Below are 19,573 nucleotides of genomic sequence, written 5' to 3' on the forward strand. Positions count from 1 at the left end.
TGCTTTCGATCGGGCGAGCTTATTGCGCCGGGATCGTCAGTTCGGTGCCGACCAGAAGACGGCGCGGCGCCGGCTTGCCATTGGCGTCGAAAATGATCCGCCACTTCTCGCCATCGCCATAGGCCTTTTCCGCGATATCCCAGAGCGTATCGCCCTTGACGATCACATGGGTCTGCGGACCGCCGGTGGCTGCCGCCGGAGCGGCCGGAGCGGCCGGCGTTGCCGGTGCAGGGGCGGGCGCAGCGGGCGCCGGGGCGGGAGCCGTAGGCGCAGGAGCGGCGGGAGTTGCCGGAGCAGGGGCCGCCGGAGCGGCAGGTGCCGGAGCCGCAGGAGCCGCCGGAGCGGGAGCGGCAGGAGCGGATGCCGCCGGAGATGCGGGAGCCGCCGGCGTTGCCGGAGCGGGAGCCGCCGGAGCGGTGGTTGCAGGTGCCGTGGTTGCAGGTGCGGTCGCGGCGGGGGCCTGGGCGGTTTCCGGCTTCGGCGCCGGCTTGTAGTCGGCCGGGGTCAGGTCGGTGATGCGCCCGTCGGTATAGGGCTTGTAGGGCGAATGGGCGGCGATGTAGTCGGCCGTGACATCGGCGAGATCCGGGCCGAAATCATAGGCGTTCTTGCCGTTCTTGGCGAAGACGCTGTAGCCGTCGCCACCGCCGCGCATATAGTTGTTGGTCACGACGCCATAGGTCTTGGCCGGGTCGAGCGCCACGAAGGCATCGCCTTCCTTCACCTGGATATCGCTGACGCGGCTGCCGGCGGGCTTGGACTTGTCGAAGCTGTATTTCAGCCCGGCCACCTGCGGGAAGCGTCCCGCGCCGTCATCGATCTGGCTGACGCCGTTTTCCAGCGCGGCCTTGATGTCGGCGCCCGTCAGCTGGAACGTGGCCAGCGTGTTCTGGAACGGCAGAACGGTGATGACTTCGCCCTGGCTGACATCGCCGCCATCGATGGAGGCGCGCAGGCCGCCGCCGTTCTGAATGGCGATGGCAATGCCCTGGTCCTTGACGCGGGCGAGCATGGCATCGGCCACCAGATTGCCCATCGAGCATTCGCGGGCGCGGCAGACCTCACGCGCGGCCTCGATCGGCGCTTCGCTCTTGCCGATGATCTTGGCGCGCATTTCGGCGATCGGCTTGGCCAGTTCCGCCACCTGCGCCAGCATGCCCGGATCGGGGGCGATGGTGGAATCGAGCAGGATCGGGTCGCCCTTGGCGCTCTTGACCACGCCATTGTCGTCGAAGGTGATGACGATGTCGCCCAGATACTTGCCATAGGAGGCGGCGGTCACGACCGGAACCTTGTAGCCGCCGGGATTGTCCGACAGCGTCGGATAGGGGCCGGCCGCCTTGGGATCGGTGTTGGACAACAGCGTGTGCGAATGGCCGCCGACGACCACGTCGACATCAGGGATCTTGGCGATCACGTCGACATCGCGGTTATAGCCGACATGGGTCAGCGCGACGATTTTGTTGACGCCTTGGGCCTTCAAAGCCTGCACTTCCGCCGTGATCGCGGCCACGTCGTCGGTGAAGGTGACGTTCGGGCCGGGCGAGGCCAGTTCCGGCGTGTCCACGGTGGTGGCGCCGACGATACCGATCTTCTGCCCGCCGATCTCCACAACGGTGGAGCGCTTGACATGATCGCCGAGCGTCGAGCCGGGCTTGATCTCGACATTGGCCGAAACCACGGGGAACTGCACCTTGTCGAGGAAGGGCGCGAGCGCCTTCTCGCCATCGTCGAATTCATGGTTGCCGAGCGTCATCGCGTCGAACTTCAGCGCGTTGACGACGTCGAGCTCGGCCGTGCCCCTATAGGTCGTGTAGAACAGCGAGCCCTGGAAATTGTCGCCGGCATTCAGCACCAGCAGGTTCTGCCCCGTCAGCGCCGCGCGGCGCTGGTCCAGGATCGTCTTGAGCCGGGCCGCGCCGCCGAAGCACTGCTTCTTGGCCTCATCCTCGGGCGAGCAGGTGGCGTCGAATTTGTTGATCGATTCCAAGCGGGAGTGGAAATCGTTGATATGCAGGATTTCCAGCGTGTAATCCGCAAAGGCCACGCCGGAGGACAGGGCCAGAAGCGAGGCGGCGAGAAACCCGGTTCTAAGGGTTTTGGTCATGGTCGTCTCCAAGGTCGTTCCTCTTGTGCGAGCGCCCTGCCGCGACCCTGCCGGCACAGCGGAGGGTTGCGCCAGGCGTGAGGTCGCAAGGACCCGTAGGGAAAGCCGGGTCCGGGTCACAGAGCGGTCCGGCGGCGATGGTTCCATTCCCTTGATAAGACATCAAGCAGAAAGTGCCGTCGTCAAGAAACGATCATCGACCGCGCGGATGCTCCGCCTGCTTCGGCCGCGCTCAGCCGCGGCGCGTCAGCGAGAATTGCGAGCCGGAATCGGTGGTGCAGTTCAGCTGGCTTGGCGTGGCGAGCGCGCAATTGACCTTGGACTGGGTCTTGCGCACCATCGAGGTCATGTTGATCTCGACCAGCTGCGGCGTGACATTGGTATAGTTGCCGGAGGCCAGCAGCTGGTTGGTGTCGGTCGTGCGGGTGGAGAAGGTGCCGCCGGAGAAGGTGGAGACGATTCCGTTCGGATCGACCCAGGACCCTTCGACCCCGGCCGGAGCCACGGGCGCCGCCGACCCATAGACCGGACGGTAGACCTCCTGCGGGGCCGACTGGCAGGAGGCGGCCAGGGCGGCCAGGGACAGGGCGAACCAGGTGGCGATACGTGTCATGCTGCTCAAGCTCTCTCCTCGCGGGGTGTGGCCCTGCTTCAGCGTCGAAACCGACCTTTCGCAACCGCCTGCCGCCCCTCGGCCCATCATGGGCCTTCGGTAAACCATGCCGAAACCGGCCTGTGAAAGCAATATGGTGCAAGTGCGGCGGGTGGCGAGAGCCCGCGGCCAACGGCCGGTGTCTGTCCCCTGAATTCTGGGGGCGCGGCAGCGCGTCCGGGCGAAAGGCTGCCAAAGGACGGGCAAGAGACGGACGACAGGCAAGAGACGGAAAGGGCCGGCGCGGGCGGCAGTCCCGTTCTCGAACGGACATCTGCTTCCCGGGCCGGCCCCGTTCATGATTTCTATCGCTGATGATCTCCACGCAGATACCCTGCCGTCAGCCGGATCGGGGCGCATGTCATGGCGCGGTCATACGGTTTCCGGTCTGATCAACCGGAAACCGTATCAGACGATCATACCGGCAAGGCCGCCGCGCGGCCCTGCCGATGTCAGATCCCGGCTTAGAGCATCAGACTGAAAATCGCACGCAGTCCGATGCTCTAATTTTTTGTTTTTGCATCGGATTTCTCCGAAAACCGGTTCCCACTTTTCGGTCCGATGCTCTAGCGGACCAGGATGTTCTTGAACTGCCAGGCATCCTTCTCGTCGATGTCTTCCGGGAACAGGCCCGGACGGCCGTCGAGCGGGGTCCAGTCGGTGTAGTGACCTTCGACCGGGCCGAGATAGGGCATCTGCACTTCGAGGCAGCGCTTGTAGTCCATCTCGTCGGCTTCGACGATGCCGGCCTCGGGGTTTTCCAGCGCCCAGACCATGCCGGCGAGCACGGCGGAGGTCACCTGCAGGCCCGTGGCGTTCTGATAGGGGGCGATGCGGCGGGTCTCTTCGAGCGAGAGGCGCGAGCCGAACCAGTAGGCGTTCTTCTCGTGGCCGTAGAGCAGCACCCCGAGTTCGTCGAGGCCGTCCACCAGCTCGTTCTCGTCGAGAACGTGCAGCACCGGCTGGGCCGTGCCGCCATTGCCGAACATTTCGTGCAGCGAGAGCACGGCGTCATTGGCCGGGTGGTAGGCGTAATGGCAGGTCGGGCGGTAGGTGACGTCGTCGTCCTTGTCGCGCACGGTGAAGAAGTCGGCGATCGAGATCGACTCGTTGTGCGTGACCAGGAAGCCGTATTGCGGGCCCGGCGTCGGGCACCAGGTGCGCACGCGGGTGTTGGCGCCCGGCTGCTCCAGATAGATCGCGGCCTTGGAGCCCTTCTTGTGCTTCTGGGCGTTCTTCGGCATCCAGTTCTCATGGGTGCCCCAGCCGAGTTCGGCCGGCTGTAGGCCTTCCGAGATGAACCCTTCGACCGACCAGGTGTTCCAGAACACGTTGAGCGGCTTGGGGTTCTTGGTGCGCTGGGTGTCGCGCTCGGCAATGTGGATGCCCTTGACGCCGACCTTCTTCATCAGCTTGGCCCAGCCTTCGCGGTCGTCCTGCGCAGGCTCGTCCACCGAGAGGCCGCTATCCTTGGCGATGTTGAGCAGCGCCTGCTTGACGAACCAGGACACCATGCCCGGATTGGCGCCGCAGCAGGACACGGCCGTGGTGCCGCCCGGGTTCTTTTCCTTTTCCTTGCGCACGGTTTCGCGCAGCGCGTAGTTGGTGCGCTCGGAATTGTCCATGCCCTTGTCGAAGTAGAAGCCGAGCCAGGGCTCGACCACCGTGTCGATGTAGAGCACATCGAGCTTGCGGCAGAGCTTCATCAGGTCGAGCGAGGAGGTGTCGACCGAGAGGTTGACGCAGAAGCCCTGGCCTTCGCCTTCTGTCAGCAGCGGCTTGAGGATGTCCTTGTAGTTTTCCTTGGTCACATGCGCCTTGAGATGGCGCACGCCATGCTTCTGCATGATCTCGACATCGGCGGCGTCTTCGCGCGGCTCGATGATGACCATGCGGTTCTTGTCGAACTTGAAGTGGCGTTCGATCAAGGGCAGCGTGCCGCGACCGATCGAGCCGAAGCCGATCATGACGATCGGACCGGTGATTTCACCATAGACCGGATAGGTCACTGCGGCCGTTTCCGAAACAGCCTGCTCCACGGTCTCGACGGTGGGTTCGGTCGTGTCCACAGAGGTGGTGTCTGCTGCCATTTGATTGTCGCTCCTTCTTGTCGCTGCGTGAGGCGTGGCGTGGATCGCTGAAGCCCGCCCCTTCTGTTTGGCAGGCCTAGAGCACAATTCGATGTCACAATAAAGAGCCGGCACGATTTCGCCATCCCCGCCGCGGTATCACCCAACGAGAATCGCCGGAATGAGCCCGCGCAGGCTGTTGCCCATGAAGATCCTGCCCGCCTTGAGCTCGTCAAGCGTCAACCGCGTGACACGGGCGCGGCGGGTGCAGGTCAGATGGGTGCGCAGCACGCCGGCAAGAAGGCCGTTGCCGATCGGCGGCGTCTTCAAGATGCCGGTGCCGTCATCGAGAAACAGCGAGGTGATCGTGCCCTCGCAGGGCAGGCCCGCTTCGTTGAGCAGAAGCACCTCGTCGGCGTCCTCCGGCGTAAATTCCGCCCGCGCTGCCTCGTAAAGCCCGCGCCGGCTGACCTTGTGGCGCAGCAGCCGGTCGCGCGAATCCGCCCGGGTCGCGGCAATGCGCAGGCGCCATGTGGTGCCCGGCGGATGGGGGGTGAATGGGGCATGGGCGAGCGATAGCGTGCCGTCGCGCTTGAGCGACAGGCGCAGGCGGGACGGGCCATCCGCCGGGAGATCCGGCTCGCGTGCGGAGAGGAATGCGTCGGCCGCGTCGGCCCCGGCAAAGCCGAGCCGGCCGGCCGAGCGCTTGAGCCGCGCCAGATGCAGGCGCTGGTGCAGGATGCCCTGCAGCGGCTCATGGCGCATGGTCTCGAACAGGTGGAAATCGTCCTCGCTCATGGCGCGTCCCCACCTGTATCCGGGCCTGTATCAGGGGCCGTGTCCGGGGAAAGCGCCGCGATCGGGCTGTCACCGAGGGCAAAGCGGGCCTTGAGCAGGCATTCCTCATATTCGGCTTCCGCCGTGGAATCGAAGACGATGCCGCCGCCGACATGGAAGCGCGCCTGGCCGTCGTCAAACAGGGTGATGGTGCGGATGGCGACGTTGAAGCGCATGGTGCCATCAGGCGCGATCCAGCCGATGGCGCCGCAATAGGCCTCGCGCGGGCCGACCTCCAGCGTGGCGAGGATCTCCATCGCCCGCATCTTCGGCGCGCCGGTGACGGAGCCGCAGGGGAAGAGCGCGGCGAAGATGTCGCGCAGCGTCAGTCCGGGAACGAGCTTCGCACGGACATGGCTGACCAGCTGGTGCACGGTCGGATAGGTCTCCACGGCGAAGAGCGCCGGCACCTCCAGCGTGCCGACCTCGGTGATGCGGGAGATGTCGTTGCGCAGGAGATCGACGATCATCCGGTTTTCGGCCTGCGTCTTCGGATCGTCGACAAGGGCGGCGACGATCGCCTCGTCCTCTGCCGCGCTCGCGCCGCGCCGCGCCGTGCCCTTCATCGGATGAGTCTCGATCATGCCATCCGCATCGACCTTGAAGAACAGCTCCGGCGAGCGCGAGAGCACCATCGGCCCCTCCAGCGCAACGAAGGCGCCGTAGCGCACGGGCTGGCGGGCGGTGAGCGACCAGAAGGCGGCGAGCGGATCGCCGCTCCAGCGCGCCATGATCGGCATGGTCAGATTGGCCTGGTAGCAGTCGCCCTCCGCCAGATGCCGGTGCAGCCGGTCGAAGCGCCGGCGATAGGCCGCCAGATCCCAGGCAGCCTGCGGTTCGGCGAGGAAGGGCTCGTTTTCCACGCGCTGGCGCGGCATGGCGAGCGGATGATCTGTCAGCGGCGTCTCGAACAGGCCGAAGGAGAAGAGCGGCGTCTCGCGCCCGCCCTTCGCGAGCGGGGCGAGCTTGGCCTCGAACAGATGCCCGGCCTCATAGCCCATCAGGCCGGCGATCCACAGCCCTCTCTCATGCGCCGCCTGCAGCCGGGCGAAACCCCGCTCGAAATCCTCGGGCGTCCAGACCGTGACGATCTCGACCGGCTCGGCAAAGACCAGCGTGGTGTCGGCGGCATCGTCGCGGAAGAGGATGAAGGGCGCGGTCTCGGTCATCGCTTACAGGGCATCGGGGAGCATCAGGGGAATGAATTGGGGCGAAGGCGAGGCCTATCATGATGGGCCGCGCCCTGCCATCCCGGCTGCGACCCCGCTCGTCCGGTTTGGGGACGGCCACGCCATGGCGGCCGTCCTGCGCTTTCCTGCCGGGCCTCAGCCCTCCAGCGCCTCCAGCTCGTCGATCAGCCCTTCGATCATCGACAGGCCCTTCTGCCAGAAATCGGGATCGGTGGCATCCAGGCCGAAGGGGGCGAGGAGTTCGCTGTGGTGCTTGCTGCCGCCGGCCTTCAGCAGGTCGAAATACTTGTCCTGGAAGCCGCTCTCGGCCTTCTGGTAAACGGCATAGAGCGAGTTCACCAGGCAGTCGCCGAAGGCATAGGCATAGACGTAGAAGGGCGAGTGGATGAAGTGGGGGATATAGGTCCACCAGGTCTCGTAGCCGTCCGAAAGCTTGATCGCCGGTCCCAGGCTTTCCGCCTGCACCGCCATCCAGATCTCGCCGATCGCCTCTGCCGTCAGTTCGCCCTCGCGCCGCGCCGTGTGCAGCCGGCGCTCGAAATCGTAAAAGGCGATCTGGCGCACGACGGTGTTGATCATGTCCTCGACCTTCTGGGCGAGCATGGCCTTGCGCTCGCGCTTGTCGCGGGTCTGGTCGAGCAAAGCGCGGAAGGTCAGCATCTCGCCGAAGACGGAGGCGGTCTCTGCCAGCGTCAGCGGGGTGGAGGCCATGAGCGCGCCTTGGCCGCCGGCCAGCACCTGATGCACCCCATGGCCGAGCTCATGGGCGAGCGTCATCACGTCGCGCGGCTTGCCCATGTAGTTGACGAGAACATAGGGGTGGGCGGAGGGAACGGTGGGATGCGCGAAGGCGCCGGGCGCCTTGCCGGGCCGCACAGGCGCATCGATCCAGCCGCCGTCGAAGAAGCGCCGCGCGATCGCGGCCATGTCGGGCGAGAATCCGGCATAGGCGGAGAGAACCGTCTCGCGCGCCGCATCCCAGCCGATCGTCGCATTCGGCGTTTCCGGCAGGGGCGCGTTGCGGTCCCAGAAATTGAGCGTGTCCATGCCCAGCCATTTGGCTTTCATGGCGTAGTAGCGATGCGACAGGCGCGGATAAGCGCTCTTGACCGCCTCGGCCAGCGCATCGACCACCTCGCGCTCCACCCGATTGGCGAGGTGCCGGCTGTCGGCGATGTCTTCAAAGCCGCGCCAGCGGTCGGAGATTTCCTTGTCCTTGGCCAGCGTGTTGGTGATCAGCGTGAAGACGCCGAGCTTGTCCTTGAAGGCCTTGGTGAGCCCCTCCGCCACCGCGCGGCGCGTGGCCGGCTCCGGCTCCTGCAGGAGGCTCAGCGCCACTTCGAGCGGCAGCGTCTCGCCATCGACCGTAACCGTCATCGCCGCCATCGTCTCGTCGAACAGCCGGTTGAAGGCGGCCGCCCCCGTCATCGACTTTTCCAGGAACAGCTGCTCGATCCGGTCATCGAGCTGATAGGGCTTTTCCAGCCGGAGATCGCGGATCCAGGGGGCATAATGGGCGGCGACCGGATCCTTCGCGATCGCGCCGTCGATGGCTGCGTCCTCCAGCCGGTTCATCTCCAGGCCGAAGAACAGGAGGTGGCTGGACAGGTCGGTCAGCTTGGCCTGCACATCGCCATAGAACTTGCCGTTGGCGGGATCGGTGGTGTTGGAGAAATAGGTAAGGCCGGCAAAGGAGGCGATGCGGCCGATCAGGTCTTCCAGCGCCTCCATCTGGCGGATCGCCGCGCCCAGGCCCTCGTCGCCCTCCTTGCCGGCGGCCTCTGCGAGCCGGCCCTTCCAGCGTGCCTCGAAGGCCAGCGTCTCGCTCTCGGCGCGGGCGAGATCCTGCCTGAAGGCGTCGGAGTCCCGACCGGGATAGAGGTCTTCGAGCCGCCAGCTGGGCAGGCTGCCGAGATCGCTGCCCGCGCGCGCCGGGGCGGCGGCGGCATCTGGGGCGGAAACCGGAAAGGGCTGGATGCGGATCATGACAGGTCGTTCCTTTATCAATGCGTTGCGCGCGGGCATCGATGCGCTGCGGGTCGGCGTCCCGACGAGGTCTTGACCCGCGAGCACCGGCCCGCCCGCCGGGCGCGGCGCGAGACCACGCGCATCTGACATGCTTTGCCGCGTCCATGTAAGAGGCTGGAGTCGGGGGAGAAGAGAAGGGCCGCAAAAAGGCCGATGGTTAAAATCCGAGCCTTTCTCAAAAGGGGATGTTCAAGCCCGCCATGCGATGACCAAGCGATCGGATCCGCGCCGTTGCCGGGCAGGTTTCCTCGCATCCCTCCGGCGAAGGGGCATCCAATTCAAGGCGGGCAGGTCAAGACCAAGCAAGTCGAGACTGGGCAAGCCGAGACCAGCAGGTCAAGGCCGGGACATGAAGGTCCCTGTCCGAAGCGGGCAGTTGGCTCTTCGTGCAAGAGGGCGAAGGAGAGGAATGATGCCGTCTCATATTCTGGTGATCGACGACGATCCGGTCCAGCGCCGTCTTCTGGCGGGCATGGTCGAGCAGCTGGGCCATGTGGCGCATCACGCGGAGAACGGACGCGTGGGCTTGTCGCTCCTGGAGGAGCTGGGCGATCAGGTCGATGTCATCCTTCTCGATCTCATGATGCCGGAAATGAGCGGCCACGCCTTCCTGGAGGAGGTAGCGCAGCGCGGCATCGATACGCCGGTGATCGTGCAGACGGGGCAGGGCGGCATCGAGACGGTGGTGCATGCCATCCAGGCCGGCGCCTTCGATTTCGTGATGAAGCCGGTCTCGCCCGAGCGGCTGACGATCGCCCTGCATCAGGCGATGAAGGTGGAGCGGCGGCATGCGCCATGGGCGGGCGAAAGAGCCGATGCGGGCGAGGATATCGGCTTTGCCTCCATCGTCTCGGCGAGCCCGGCGATGATCCGCGCGCTCGATCTGGCGCGCCGCGCCGCCGAATGCGACATTCCCGTGCTGATCGAGGGCGAGACCGGCGTCGGCAAGAAGCGGCTGGCCCGCGCGATCCATCAGGAGAGCCAGCGGGCGGAGCGGCCCTTCATCGTCGTCGACTGCGCAGCGCTGACCCCGGTTCATGCCGAAGCAATCCTGTTCGGGCGTGAGCGCGGCCTCGGGCCTGCGGGCGCGCCGCGCCTTTCCGGCAAATTCCGCGATGCCGAGGGCGGCACGCTCTTGCTCAGCGACATCGCCGCGCTGCCGATGACAGTGCAGGCCAAGCTTTTGCGGGCGGTGCAGTTCGGCGAGATCGAGCCTGTAAACGCGAATCACCCGATCAAGGTCGATGTGCGCCTGATGGTGGCGAGCGGCCGGGATCTGATCGCCGAGGTGCGGGAGGGCCGGTTCCGCGAGGATCTCTATTACCGGCTGAGCGTGTTTCCGATCGCGCTCTCGGCGCTTTCGCGCCGGCGGGAGGATGTGCCGGCGCTCGTGCGACGGCTGGTGCAGCGCCTGGGCGCGGAATATGGCCATGGTTCCGGCCAGGGCATCGACGCCGGCGCGCTGGCGCTGCTGACGGCCTATGACTGGCCGGGCAATATCCGCGAACTGGAGGCCACGCTCTACCGCGCGCTGCTTCTGGCCGAGGGGCGCGAGCTGACCGTGCGCCATTTCCCCGAGATCACCGCGCGCACCGGGCCGATCGGCCTGCGCAGCATGGCGGCGGATGGCATGTCTGCCCGTCTGGCCGCCGCCACGCCCGAGGTCGAGGCCGAAACACCGGGCAGGGTGGCCGTTCTCGGAGCCCCGGAGGCTGAGCCGCGCACGGCTCGAAGCGATGGCCTGATCGCCACGCTGGACAGCACAGGCGACGTGCGCAAGCTCGCGGAGATCGAGGAGGACATTATCCGCTTCGCGCTCAAATTCTATCGCGGGCAGATGAGCCAGGTCGCGCGCAAGCTCGGCATCGGCCGCTCCACGCTCTACCGAAAACTGAAGGATTACGGCATCGATCCCGACAATCCGCTGAGCAGCGCGGCCTGATTCGAGGCCCGCACCGCGCCATCTGATCGACCGCATGCGGTGCAAGGCCGGCCAGCGGCTCGTCAAATCTGTTGATTGCGGCAGGCGAGAGGCGGCATTCCCGGGCCCAGGCTTGTGCCAGGCTGACCCTGCCACGTTTGACCGAAAGGTCCGAAATCACGGGAAACCCGTGTCCAAGCCCTGTATTTCCAGGGCTCGCGCCTGCTCCATCCCCGGGAAAGGGCGCGAATCACCCGGCGCTGCCGCCGCATGATGGCGTCGTTTAGACCTTGTTAGCCATCCGTTCACTATATTATAAGGATCGGCGACGACTGTGGCATATTTGCCATGCTGTCACCGTATTTGGCAGTCATCCAGTCTGCCACGAGGCGCATGTCCTTCGGACGGGGATCAGGTTTGCAGAATTTTTTCGGAAAGCCCGACGGCTCCATGCTCCGCGACGCTTGCGGGAATGTGGTCCGTAAAATACCGCGGTTGCTCGCATCGCTCTTGATCGCGAGTGCCCTGGTAACGCCAGGATTCACGCCGACCGTTGAGGCAGCCGGGCAGACCCGGACGCTCAAGCTCTATTTCGTCCATACCGGCGAAAAGGCGCAGATCACCTTCAAGCGTAATGGTCGCTACGATCCCAAGGGGTTGCAGCAGATCAACCAGTTCCTGCGCGACTGGCGCCGCAACGAGCCGACGCGCATGGATCCGCGCCTTCTGGATCTCGTCTGGGAAGTCTACCAGAAGAGCGGATCGCATGAATATATTCACGTCGTCTCCGCCTATCGTTCGCCTGCGACCAACGGCATGCTGCGCTCGCGCACCAAGGGTGTCGCCAAGAAGAGCCAGCATATGCTTGGCAAGGCGATGGACTTCTACCTGCCCGATGTGAAGCTCGCCACGCTGCGCGAGATCGGCATGAAATTCCAGGTGGGCGGCGTCGGCTATTATCCGACCTCCGGCTCTCCCTTCGTGCACATGGATGTCGGCGGCGTGCGCGCCTGGCCGCGCATGAGCCGCAACGAACTCGTGCGCCTCTTCCCCGATGGCCGCACCATGCATCTGCCCGCCGATGGTGGCCCCCTGCCGGGCTATGAAGCGGCGGTGGCCGACTACAAGCGCCGCGTCGGTGCCGATGCCATCCAGGTCGCCGGCGGCGGATCGACGGCAACGGGCGAGAAGGACGTGAAGCGGCGCGCCACCCTGTTCGCCATGCTCTTCGGCGGTGGCGACGAGGACGAGGAACCCACCGCGATCGCCAGCGCGGACGAGGGCGGCGAAGCCCCGGCACCGGCCCGCAGCCGCGGCAAGCCGGCCGCCGCACCCGCCCAGCCGGTTCTGGCCGGCGTGGAAACGGGCGAGGAGGCTCCGGCCGCCGCCGCGCCGGCGGCGCAAAAGCCGCTGGCCGTGGCCAATGCGCCGGTCCCGGCTGTGCGCCCCGGTCTGGCGGCCCTGCCGGGCGGCGCTGTCGAGACTGCGCTGGTGGCACCGCCCCGCAACGCCGCCGCCGAGGCGCTGGCCGCGGCGACGCCGCAGCCGAACCCCGAATTCGCCGATCTTTCCACCTATAAGATTCCCGTGCCGCAGACGCGCGTCGTGCCCGAGGCCGTGGCCGCCATCGATCCGGCTCTGGCCGAGGAGACGGAACTGGCCTTCGTGCCCGTGCCCGCCTTGCGCCCGGCCGGACAGGATGCGCTGACCTCGCTTGCCGCCGCCGAGGTTGGAGAGCAGCAGAAGGTCGCCGAGCAGCAGGCCCAGCCGGAACAGCCGCAGCTGACCGAGGTCGCCGCCGCCGATCCGGATGCGCAGGAAGATGCGGCCGAGCCGGCGCAGATGGTCATTCCCTCTCCCCGCGCGTTGGCGGCCAATCCGCATCCGGCCGTCGCCCAGGCGGAAACCCGCATCGCCATGGCCGTGCCGACGCCTTCCGCGTCGCAGCGCCCGGCGCAGGCGACCGCCAAGCCGGCCAATGCACGCGATGCGCTGCAGGCGCCTGTGGAGATGGCGGCCTATCAGCCGGCAAAGGCGACCAGGCCGGATGCCTTCGCCGTGCTCGAGCCGCAGCCTGAGGCGCCGGTGAAGGGCAAGCGGCCGAAGAAGGAGCAAGCGGAAAGCCATGCGCCGGCCGCCAAGCGCACCGAGCCGAAACTGACCGAGAAGATCATCGCGGAATGGGCTTTGTCCAACAGCCGCATGGCCACGCTGTCCGAGCCGGTCAAGGCGCCGCGCTTCGTCTCCAAGGCCCTGCGCGCCTCGCCGACTACGGTCTACTCCGCCGGCTTCTCCGCCGAGCCGCAGAAGCCGGTCGATACCGCCCGCTTCTCCGGCAGCGCCGTCAATTTCCTCGAAGTGAAGAAGTTCAGCACCAATTGATCGGGCATCCGGAAGCGTGCTTCCGGACCGACTGCGCTACGCCGAATGTTCGCCGGATCTTGAGGCAGAACTGTCGGCCGATCCCTTCCCCTGATGCCAGAAGGCCCGCCGAGCGATGTGCTCGGCGGGCCTTTTTGCTTAGAGCATCGGTCCGAAAAGTGGGAACCGGTTTTCGGATAAATCCGATACGGAAACAAAAGCCTAGAGCAGCGAACTGCATACGATTTTCAGTCCGATGCTCTAGGACGGATCGTGCCTTGCCTCAGGCGACCTTGGCCAGCTCGCCATGCGGATCGAGGACGAACTTGGTCGCTGCGCCCTGGTCGAAGCTTTCATAGCCCTTGGCCGCCTCATCCAGCGGGATGATCTTGGCATTGACGATGTCGGCGATCGGCAGGCGGTCATGCAGGATGGCCTGCATCAGCTGCCGGTTGTATTTCAGCACCGGCGTCTGGCCCGTGTGGAAGGACTGGGCCTTGGCCCAGCCGAGGCCGAAGCGCAGCGACAGGCTGCCCTGCTTGGCGGCATTGTCGACGGCGCCGGGGTCTTCGGTGACATAGAGGCCGGGAATGCCGATCGATCCCGCGGCGCGGGTGATTTCCATCATCTGGTTGAGGACGATGGCCGGCTGTTCGCCGCCGGCATGGCCGCGCGCCTCGAAGCCGACGGCGTCGATGGCGCTGTCCACCTCGTTGGTGCCCACCACCTGCGCGATCATGTCGCCCAGCCGGTCGCTCTTCGACAGGTCGACCGGCTCGAAGCCGACCTTGGCGGCATGATCGAGACGGTCCTTGTTGAAATCGCCGATCATCACCACGGCCGCGCCGAGGATGCGGGCCGAGGCGGCGGCGGCCAGGCCGACCGGACCGGCGCCGGCGACATAGACCGTCGAGCCGACGCCGACGCCCGCCTTGACGGCGCCGTGGAAGCCCGTCGGCAGGATGTCGGAGAGCATGGTCAGATCGCGGATCTTGGCCATGGCCTGGTCGCGGTCGGGGAACTTCAGCAGGTTGAAATCCGCATAGGGCACGGTGACATAGCGGGCCTGCCCGCCGATCCAGCCGCCCATGTCGACATAGCCATAGGCCCCGCCGGCGCGCGCCGGATTGACGGTGAGGCAGACGCCGGTGTCCTGCGACTTGCAGCAGCGGCAGCGGCCGCAGGCGACGTTAAAGGGCACGGAGACGATATCGCCGATCTCCAGCATCTCCACATCGACGCCCTTCTCGATCACCTGGCCGGTGATCTCGTGGCCCAGCACCAGGCCGGGCATGGCCGTGGTGCGGCCACGCACCATGTGCTGGTCCGAGCCACAGATATTGGTCGATACGACCTTGAGAATCACGCCATGCTCGATCCGGCGGCCATCCGGCGCCTCGAGCTTGGCGTCATCGATGTCGCGGACCTCCACCTGTCCGGGCTTCAGATAGACGACGCCTCTGTTCCTGCTCATGTCATCTCCTCCTCTTGATTACGCGCCGGTCTTCCTCGAGCCTGCGCGTCTCGGTGGCCGCCGGCACGAATCCTGTGCCGGATCGGCTTTCTCCTCCGTCGTGTCCCTTGCCCGCCAGACGCGGGGTCGGGGCCACTGACGCATCCGCGCGATGTTCGGTCTCGCGGAGTCAGGTTTCCGCCGATACCTCGGGAAAGGCCCTGTCGACCCCTCATGGGGCCTGCCGGTGTTCTCCCGGGCATGCTGCTGGTGATGTCTGCTCTGCCCTTTCCGGTGCGGCGTGCTGGCCGTCGCGTTCGAGACAGATCCTGTCCGGCCACGCCGCTCCTCAACGGCATGGTCGGTCTCCTCACTGTCGGATCCTATCATGACCCGATCTTGACGGGCAGGAGAGCACGAGCGGGCCGCAGGCAAAGGCGGAATTGCGACATGCATGCCCTGCGCCACGACATGGCATCGCAAGGCGCCTTGCCGCACCGGCAGGCGGATGAGAGGTTGTCATACGCAATCCCGAGGATCCCGTGCGAATTTCGAGGCTTCTGGGAAGAAGGTGATCACGCGAGACGTCATCCTCCGGCTTGTCCTGAGGACTGCCATGGTGAGGGATTCAAAGAGATATCAGGCGTTTGCAGATGTTTGGGACAAGCCCGGCATGACGGAACAAGGACTTTGCGCGTCTGTCCGGAAGCTCCAGACATCGCGGAGCGATCAGCCGGATTTCGGATCACGGCTCGCGAATGGCTGCGTCGTGCACTGTGCCCGCCGATCATGCTGCCCGCTTATCTCGGCGATCCTGCCGGCAGCGCGCAGGAAAAAGCCCGCCAGCGTGATGCGGCGGGCCTGGTGTCTTCAAGCGCCTCGGGCCGAAGCCCGAAAGCGGCTCGCTGTTGATTCTGGCGGGCGGCGGCGTCGGTCCTCGTTCCCGCTCCGACGCGCGCGCTGCCTCAGTCGTCGTCCTGGGGCAGTTCGATCATGCCCAGCGCGGCGAGATAGGTGTCGAGGATGGCTTCCTGCTCGGCCCGCTCGTCCTTGTCCTGCTTGCGGATCTGGATGACCTTGCGCAGGATCTTGGTGTCGAAGCCGGTCGCTTTCGCCTCGCCATAGACATCCTTGATGTCGTCGGCGATCGTCTTCTTCTCTTCCTCGAGCCGCTCGATCCGCTCGATGAACGACCGCAGCTGATCGCGTGCGACTTCATGCGCGTCCGCCATGGCAATCTCCTTTTTTGGGGGGAATAGGTTTCAATGGCAGTCCCTGCCGCGAAGCCGAGGCAAGGTCAAGCCTTGAATCGGTCCGGCAGGTCTGCCCCGGTCCCGGTCGCAGGCTGGGAAAGCGGCGCCAACGGCTTCGCCGTCAGTCCTGATGCGGCGGCTTGTTGCGCTCGAAGGCCGCCTGGCTCTGCGGCGAGGCCTCCTTCTGATTCTGCTCCCGCCAGACCTCATAGGGCATGCCATAGATCAGCGCGCGTGCCTCCTCCTTGCCGAGGGACACGCCGGCCTCGCGCGCCGCCTCGCCATACCAGTTGGACAGGCAGTTGCGGCAGAAGCCGGCGAGATTCATCAGGTCGATGTTCTGCACATCGCTGCGGGCGGACAGATGCGCGAGAAGGCGGCGGAAGGCGGCGGCCTCGAAAGCCTGCTGCTGCTCGGGGGTCAGGTCGGTCATGGCTTTTTCCTTTTCGGCCGTCGGGGCGCAGGCGCCGCCGCGCAGATCTCTCTCCTGGCCTCAGATGGCGGCTGGCCGCAGTGCCGGCAAGACCTTCCCGAGGTCCGGTGACGCTTTGCTTTCCAACTCGTCTGTCGCGGGATAGGGGCCCGTGCGCGAGGCGTGCCGCTCATGACGGTGGAGGTCCGGTCGGCGGTTGAGGTCCATCAGCAAGGGCGCGAGGCGCTGCGCCCAGTCCTCGACACCGGCGGCATCGCCGATCTTGTCCTGACGGATCTCGATCAGCGCATGCGGCAGGCCGCGCATCATGCAATGGCGGTAGAGCGTGTCGCCCTTCAGTGCGCCGTCATAGGGTTCGTTGTCGCCGGTGTGGATCGCCTGCGCCTCCAGCGCCTCGATCAGCGGGCGGGCGACCCGGTCGTCACTGTCCCAGAGCACCGCCGCCTCCCAAGGGCGTGGCACGCCTTTCCAGGCCGGCGTGAAGGAATGCAGCGAAATGACCAGCGGCGCGGCCCCATGGGCGGCCTCGACCTGTCGGATGAGGCGATCGACGGCCATGTGATAGGGCCGGTGGAAGCGGGCGATTCGCCGCTGCCATTCATCCGGCGTGATCGGATGGTTTCCGGGGATGATCGCGCCATCGGATATGCGCATGATCAGCGTCGGATCGTCCTCGCCCCGGTTGGGATCGATCAGCAGCCGGGAAAAGCAGCTCATCACCCCGGGCGCGCCGGTCAGCTGGCAGAGCCGGCGCAGGAGCGGCTCGATGCCGATATCATAGGCGATATGCCGCTCGAAGGCCGCATGCGGCAGGCCCAGATGCCCGTAATCGTCCGGCAGGCGGCGGGTCGCATGATCGCCGAGAAGCACCAGCCCCGCCGCAAAATCGCCCTCAATCCGTTCGAAAGCGCCGCTGTTGTCCATCATTATCCGGTTGCCTATGTCCGCCTGTGTGCAAGAAGTCTTTGAAATCGGACTCATTCTCGGGAATCATGCAGCCATTTCAAAATTCTGCAGTCTCTCTTCGCCATAAGGGAAGAAGACGGTGGCTGCAGGGAGAAAGAATGACGTTCTGATGACATGCGATGATCTGGCCGGCAAGGGGCAGCTGCCTGGGAACGGGCGGCGGAAGCGGGTTTGGCAGGCGCCGTCGGGCCATGGGGATGGGCAGTGTGACGCGTCGGCGCCCCACGCGGACAGATCGATTAAATCGATTAAATTCGCGTTGACAATCCCTTCTTCGCATCGCAAGAAGGCGCAGCTCAAACATAATGGAGCACCATTGGGAACAGTGACTGGCGCTCGGGGCCGGCGTCTTCGGCGCTGGTCCGCCGGGGGGCTCGGGATCTTTCTTCTCACCGCGCTGGCGCCCGTTCTGGCGCCCGGCGCCGCCCATGCCGAATTCCGTGTGTGCAACGGCACGCAGAATCTGGTGGGGGTGGCCATCGGCTATCGCGCGAAGGAAGGTTGGATCACCGAGGGCTGGTGGCAGGTTCCGGCGACCACCTGCGCGACTCTGATCGAGGGCGAGCTGCAGTCGCGCTATTACTATCTCTATGCCGAGGATGCTGCCCGTGGCGGCCGATGGACGGGGAATGTGAACATGTGCGTCGCCGAGAATGAGTTCAAGATCGTCGGCGTGCAGGATTGTTTCGCGCGCGGTTTCCAGCGGATGGGCTTCAAGGAATATGACACGGGCCGACAGGGCAGCTGGATGGTTCAGCTCTCCGACACGCCCGGCTCCCAGGAAGGTCAGAATTGATGAAGCGGAACAGAAAAGCCAAGATCCTCGCAACCCTCGGCCCGGCCTCGGGCGAGGAGGAGATGATCCAGAAGCTGCATGAAGCGGGAGCGGATCTCTTCCGCATCAATATGAGCCATGCCAGCCACGATCTGATGCGCACGCTGATCGCGCGCATCCGCTCGGTGGAAGCCCGCTGCGGCCGGCCGATCGGCATTCTGGCCGACCTTCAGGGCCCGAAGCTGCGCGTCGGCAAGTTCGCCAACACCAAGGTGACGCTGACCCCCGGCCAGACCTTCACGCTGGACAATAACGAGGCGCCCGGCGACGAAACCCGCGTCTTCCTGCCGCATCCCGAGATTCTCGAAGCCGTCAAGCCGGGCGACCGCCTGCTGATCGACGACGGCAAGCTGCATCTCAAGGCGGAGAAGGCCGATGGCAAGAGCATCGTCTGCACCGTCGTGGCCGGCACCTCCATCTCCGACCGCAAGGGCGTCAGCCTGCCGGACACCCTGCTCGGCGTCGGCGTTCTGACCGACAAGGACCGCGCCGATCTCGACGCCGTTCTCGCCACCAACGAGGTGGACTGGGTGGCGCTCTCCTTCGTGCAGCGTCCCGAGGATCTGGCCGAAGTGCGCAAGATCTCGCAGGGCCGCGTCGGCCTGATGTCGAAGATCGAGAAGCCACAGGCGATCGACCGAATCGACGAGATCATCGAGCTGTCGGATGCGCTGATGGTCGCCCGCGGCGACCTCGGCGTCGAAATGCCGCTGGAAGCCGTTCCGGGCCTGCAGAAGCAGCTGATCCGCGCCTGCCGCCGCGCCGGCAAGCCGGTGGTCGTGGCCACGCAGATGCTCGAATCAATGATCTCCGCACCGGTTCCGACCCGCGCCGAAGTCTCCGACGTCGCCACCGCCGTCTTCGAAGGCGCTGATGCGGTGATGCTTTCGGCCGAATCGGCTTCGGGCGCCTATCCCGTAGAAGCCGTGTCGACCATGGCGTCGATCGCCAGCAAGGTGGAACAGGATCCGCATTATCCGGGCATCATCTACGCCCAGCGCACCCCGCCGGAAGCGACCGGCGCCGATGCGATCTCGCTGGCGGCCCACCAGATCGCCGAGACGCTCAATCTGGCGGCGATCGTCTGCTACACCTCCTCGGGCAATACCGGCCTTCGCGCCGCCCGCGAGCGGCCGCAGGTGCCGGTCATTGCGCTGTCGCCCGTCATCCAGACTGCGCGCCGTCTCTCGGTCGTCTGGGGCCTGCACAGCGTCGTTACCGGCGACGCCGCGGATCTGGACGACATGGTCAACCGCGCCTGCCGCATCGTCGTCACCGAGGGCTTCGGCAAGCCGGGCGACCGCATCATCATCTCCGCCGGCGTGCCGCTCGGCACCCCGGGCGCGACCAATATGCTGCGCATCGCCTATATCGGCCCGGATGGCCAGACCGGCTTCTGACCGGCGGCGCTTCCGAGCTGCACCACGAAGAATGGGCGCGTCCGCAGGGCGCGCCCTTTTTCGTGGCT

General features: G+C 65.9%; 14 protein-coding genes. 4 read left to right on the plus strand and 10 right to left on the minus strand.

All coding sequences use genetic code 11. From position 1 onward, the window contains the following. Positions 1-19 precede the first annotated feature (19 nt). The 6 genes from BJF92_RS18425 to BJF92_RS18450 all read right to left on the minus strand — a co-directional run bounded on the left by BJF92_RS18425 (position 20) and on the right by BJF92_RS18450 (position 8,841). Complete coding sequence (locus BJF92_RS18425) at positions 20-2,107, minus strand: bifunctional metallophosphatase/5'-nucleotidase (RefSeq protein ID WP_075636400.1); 2,088 nt, start codon at positions 2,105-2,107, stop codon at positions 20-22. Positions 2,108-2,339: 232 nt separating this feature from the next. Continuing rightward, positions 2,340-2,720 carry an outer membrane lipoprotein Omp10 gene (gene omp10, locus BJF92_RS18430; protein WP_075636217.1) on the minus strand — a complete coding sequence of 127 codons (381 nt, stop codon included), beginning with the start codon at positions 2,718-2,720 and terminating at the stop codon, positions 2,340-2,342. Positions 2,721-3,325: 605 nt separating this feature from the next. Next, positions 3,326-4,726 carry a homospermidine synthase gene (locus BJF92_RS18435; RefSeq protein ID WP_075636401.1) on the minus strand — a complete coding sequence of 467 codons (1,401 nt, stop codon included), beginning with the start codon at positions 4,724-4,726 and terminating at the stop codon, positions 3,326-3,328. A gap of 261 nt (positions 4,727-4,987) precedes the next feature. Next, complete coding sequence (locus tag BJF92_RS18440; RefSeq protein ID WP_075636218.1) at positions 4,988-5,626, minus strand: aminotransferase class IV family protein; 639 nt, start codon at positions 5,624-5,626, stop codon at positions 4,988-4,990. Then, complete coding sequence (locus BJF92_RS18445) at positions 5,623-6,834, minus strand: aminodeoxychorismate synthase component I (RefSeq protein ID WP_075636219.1); 1,212 nt, start codon at positions 6,832-6,834, stop codon at positions 5,623-5,625. The genes BJF92_RS18440 and BJF92_RS18445 overlap by 4 nt, the downstream gene beginning before the upstream one ends. A gap of 156 nt (positions 6,835-6,990) precedes the next feature. Further along, the gene (locus BJF92_RS18450; protein WP_075636220.1) at positions 6,991-8,841 is read right to left on the minus strand and encodes a M3 family oligoendopeptidase; all 1,851 of its coding nucleotides are present in this window, start codon (positions 8,839-8,841) and stop codon (positions 6,991-6,993) included. A gap of 454 nt (positions 8,842-9,295) precedes the next feature. Here BJF92_RS18450 and BJF92_RS18455 point away from each other — a divergent pair, with 454 nt between their 5' ends. Continuing rightward, on the plus strand, positions 9,296-10,825 hold the full coding sequence (locus BJF92_RS18455) for a sigma-54-dependent transcriptional regulator (RefSeq protein WP_075636402.1): 1,530 nt from the start codon (positions 9,296-9,298) through the stop codon (positions 10,823-10,825). Between the two features lie 396 nt (positions 10,826-11,221). Continuing rightward, entirely contained in the window at positions 11,222-13,186 is a 1,965-nt protein-coding gene (locus BJF92_RS18460; protein WP_075636221.1) for a peptidoglycan L,D-endopeptidase MepK, read from the plus strand. A gap of 262 nt (positions 13,187-13,448) precedes the next feature. On the opposite strand, the gene fdhA is transcribed toward BJF92_RS18460, so the two are convergent. The 4 genes from fdhA to BJF92_RS18480 form a co-directional block, all read right to left on the minus strand. Continuing rightward, positions 13,449-14,639: a formaldehyde dehydrogenase, glutathione-independent gene (fdhA, locus tag BJF92_RS18465; RefSeq protein WP_075636222.1), complete on the minus strand. Its 1,191-nt coding sequence runs from the start codon at positions 14,637-14,639 to the stop codon at positions 13,449-13,451. A 944-nt stretch (positions 14,640-15,583) separates the two neighbouring features. Further along, complete coding sequence (locus tag BJF92_RS18470) at positions 15,584-15,850, minus strand: DUF2312 domain-containing protein (protein WP_075636223.1); 267 nt, start codon at positions 15,848-15,850, stop codon at positions 15,584-15,586. 142 nt (positions 15,851-15,992) lie between these two features. Beyond that, positions 15,993-16,304 carry a DUF1244 domain-containing protein gene (locus BJF92_RS18475; RefSeq protein ID WP_075636224.1) on the minus strand — a complete coding sequence of 104 codons (312 nt, stop codon included), beginning with the start codon at positions 16,302-16,304 and terminating at the stop codon, positions 15,993-15,995. A gap of 60 nt (positions 16,305-16,364) precedes the next feature. Further along, positions 16,365-17,228 (minus strand): N-formylglutamate amidohydrolase, encoded by an 864-nt coding sequence (locus tag BJF92_RS18480; protein ID WP_078058268.1) that lies wholly within the window; start codon positions 17,226-17,228, stop codon positions 16,365-16,367. A 421-nt stretch (positions 17,229-17,649) separates the two neighbouring features. Between BJF92_RS18480 and BJF92_RS18485 the strand changes: the two genes are divergently transcribed. Together BJF92_RS18485 and pyk are read left to right on the plus strand one after the other, a co-directional pair. Continuing rightward, positions 17,650-18,066: a DUF1036 domain-containing protein gene (locus tag BJF92_RS18485; protein ID WP_075636403.1), complete on the plus strand. Its 417-nt coding sequence runs from the start codon at positions 17,650-17,652 to the stop codon at positions 18,064-18,066. Next, positions 18,066-19,505, plus strand: coding sequence for a pyruvate kinase (gene pyk, locus BJF92_RS18490; RefSeq protein WP_075636226.1), 1,440 nt, complete (start codon positions 18,066-18,068; stop codon positions 19,503-19,505). Before BJF92_RS18485 ends, pyk begins: the two co-directional genes overlap by 1 nt. Positions 19,506-19,573: the final 68 nt, after the last annotated feature.

Origin of the sequence: Xaviernesmea rhizosphaerae, from assembly GCF_001938945.1 — a bacterium.
GTDB classification, from domain to species: domain Bacteria; phylum Pseudomonadota; class Alphaproteobacteria; order Rhizobiales; family Rhizobiaceae; genus Xaviernesmea; species Xaviernesmea rhizosphaerae.

Excerpts from the sequence above, each read along its gene's own strand:
- BJF92_RS18425 (WP_075636400.1), bottom strand. The coding sequence starts at position 2,107 with ATGACCAAAACCCTTAGAACCGGGTTTCTCGCCGCCTCGCTTCTGGCC.
- BJF92_RS18450 (WP_075636220.1), bottom strand. The coding sequence starts at position 8,841 with ATGATCCGCATCCAGCCCTTTCCGGTTTCCGCCCCAGATGCCGCCGCC.
- BJF92_RS18475 (WP_075636224.1), bottom strand. The coding sequence starts at position 16,304 with ATGACCGACCTGACCCCCGAGCAGCAGCAGGCTTTCGAGGCCGCCGCC.
- BJF92_RS18455 (WP_075636402.1), top strand. The coding sequence starts at position 9,296 with ATGCCGTCTCATATTCTGGTGATCGACGACGATCCGGTCCAGCGCCGT.
- pyk (WP_075636226.1), top strand. The coding sequence starts at position 18,066 with ATGAAGCGGAACAGAAAAGCCAAGATCCTCGCAACCCTCGGCCCGGCC.
- fdhA (WP_075636222.1), bottom strand. The coding sequence starts at position 14,639 with ATGAGCAGGAACAGAGGCGTCGTCTATCTGAAGCCCGGACAGGTGGAG.
- BJF92_RS18435 (WP_075636401.1), bottom strand. The coding sequence starts at position 4,726 with ATGATCGGCTTCGGCTCGATCGGTCGCGGCACGCTGCCCTTGATCGAA.
- BJF92_RS18470 (WP_075636223.1), bottom strand. The coding sequence starts at position 15,850 with ATGGCGGACGCGCATGAAGTCGCACGCGATCAGCTGCGGTCGTTCATC.
- BJF92_RS18445 (WP_075636219.1), bottom strand. The coding sequence starts at position 6,834 with ATGACCGAGACCGCGCCCTTCATCCTCTTCCGCGACGATGCCGCCGAC.
- omp10 (WP_075636217.1), bottom strand. The coding sequence starts at position 2,720 with ATGACACGTATCGCCACCTGGTTCGCCCTGTCCCTGGCCGCCCTGGCC.
- BJF92_RS18480 (WP_078058268.1), bottom strand. The coding sequence starts at position 17,228 with ATGGACAACAGCGGCGCTTTCGAACGGATTGAGGGCGATTTTGCGGCG.
- BJF92_RS18440 (WP_075636218.1), bottom strand. The coding sequence starts at position 5,626 with ATGAGCGAGGACGATTTCCACCTGTTCGAGACCATGCGCCATGAGCCG.